Origin of the sequence: Microbacterium sp. LMI1x-1-1.1 (assembly GCF_040676205.1) — a bacterium.
Taxonomy (GTDB): domain Bacteria; phylum Actinomycetota; class Actinomycetes; order Actinomycetales; family Microbacteriaceae; genus Microbacterium; species Microbacterium aquilitoris.
Genome location: NZ_JBEGHM010000004.1, coordinates 3,570 through 5,562, shown reverse-complemented (window position 1 = coordinate 5,562; position 1,993 = coordinate 3,570). Strand labels below are relative to the sequence as shown.

The 1,993-nt window shown below is 55.5% G+C and carries 1 rRNA gene; it reads left to right on the top strand.

Features of this window, described 5'->3' with window-relative positions:
- The first annotated feature begins 242 nt into the window (after positions 1 to 242).
- A 16S ribosomal RNA gene (locus MRBLMI1x_RS14520) occupies positions 243 to 1,765 on the top strand.
- Positions 1,766 to 1,993 lie beyond the last annotated feature (228 nt).

Here is a 1,993-nt window from a genome sequence, read left to right as displayed (position 1 = left end):
GTTGCCTCACTACGAAGCCCTGCGGGGTGGTGTGGGAGCATCCGATCCTTGAGAACTCAACAGCGTGCACTTGTCAAATGCCAAATAACCTCGACTTCAGCTTCGGCTGAGGTGAGATTCCTTTGGATCAAAGTCCGGCTTCTTTCGGGAGGTCGGCAAACGGATAGTCAGCAATGATTTATCTCTTTGGTCAGTTCAAACTCGCTGCTTCGGCCTATTCCGGTCGTTGTCAGTATTTTTCTTTTACGGAGAGTTTGATCCTGGCTCAGGATGAACGCTGGCGGCGTGCTTAACACATGCAAGTCGAACGGTGAAGCAGAGCTTGCTCTGTGGATCAGTGGCGAACGGGTGAGTAACACGTGAGCAACCTGCCCCTGACTCTGGGATAAGCGCTGGAAACGGCGTCTAATACTGGATATGAGCTGCGACCGCATGGTCAGCAGTTGGAAAGATTTTTCGGTCTGGGATGGGCTCACGGCCTATCAGCTTGTTGGTGAGGTAATGGCTCACCAAGGCGTCGACGGGTAGCCGGCCTGAGAGGGTGACCGGCCACACTGGGACTGAGACACGGCCCAGACTCCTACGGGAGGCAGCAGTGGGGAATATTGCACAATGGGCGAAAGCCTGATGCAGCAACGCCGCGTGAGGGATGACGGCCTTCGGGTTGTAAACCTCTTTTAGCAGGGAAGAAGCGAAAGTGACGGTACCTGCAGAAAAAGCGCCGGCTAACTACGTGCCAGCAGCCGCGGTAATACGTAGGGCGCAAGCGTTATCCGGAATTATTGGGCGTAAAGAGCTCGTAGGCGGTTTGTCGCGTCTGCTGTGAAATCCCGAGGCTCAACCTCGGGTCTGCAGTGGGTACGGGCAGACTAGAGTGCGGTAGGGGAGATTGGAATTCCTGGTGTAGCGGTGGAATGCGCAGATATCAGGAGGAACACCGATGGCGAAGGCAGATCTCTGGGCCGTTACTGACGCTGAGGAGCGAAAGGGTGGGGAGCAAACAGGCTTAGATACCCTGGTAGTCCACCCCGTAAACGTTGGGAACTAGTTGTGGGGTCCATTCCACGGATTCCGTGACGCAGCTAACGCATTAAGTTCCCCGCCTGGGGAGTACGGCCGCAAGGCTAAAACTCAAAGGAATTGACGGGGACCCGCACAAGCGGCGGAGCATGCGGATTAATTCGATGCAACGCGAAGAACCTTACCAAGGCTTGACATATACGAGAACGGGCCAGAAATGGTCAACTCTTTGGACACTCGTAAACAGGTGGTGCATGGTTGTCGTCAGCTCGTGTCGTGAGATGTTGGGTTAAGTCCCGCAACGAGCGCAACCCTCGTTCTATGTTGCCAGCACGTAATGGTGGGAACTCATGGGATACTGCCGGGGTCAACTCGGAGGAAGGTGGGGATGACGTCAAATCATCATGCCCCTTATGTCTTGGGCTTCACGCATGCTACAATGGCCGGTACAAAGGGCTGCAATACCGTGAGGTGGAGCGAATCCCAAAAAGCCGGTCCCAGTTCGGATTGAGGTCTGCAACTCGACCTCATGAAGTCGGAGTCGCTAGTAATCGCAGATCAGCAACGCTGCGGTGAATACGTTCCCGGGTCTTGTACACACCGCCCGTCAAGTCATGAAAGTCGGTAACACCTGAAGCCGGTGGCCCAACCCTTGTGGAGGGAGCCGTCGAAGGTGGGATTGGTAATTAGGACTAAGTCGTAACAAGGTAGCCGTACCGGAAGGTGCGGCTGGATCACCTCCTTTCTAAGGAGCACTGCACTCTTCGGAGTGACAGAGCCGGTTTCGAGACGAATGTTCTCGGCCGGAGCTCATGGGTGGAACATTTGACAAGGTGTCGGAGGGTGACCTTCGGATTTAGTACGGCCTTCGGGTCTGGAACGGTTCGGGGTGAGGCTTCTGGCACATGCACGCTGTTGGGTCCTGAGGGACCGGATGAGAGTCCGAACCTCTGGGCCTTTTCTTGTGCCGGCG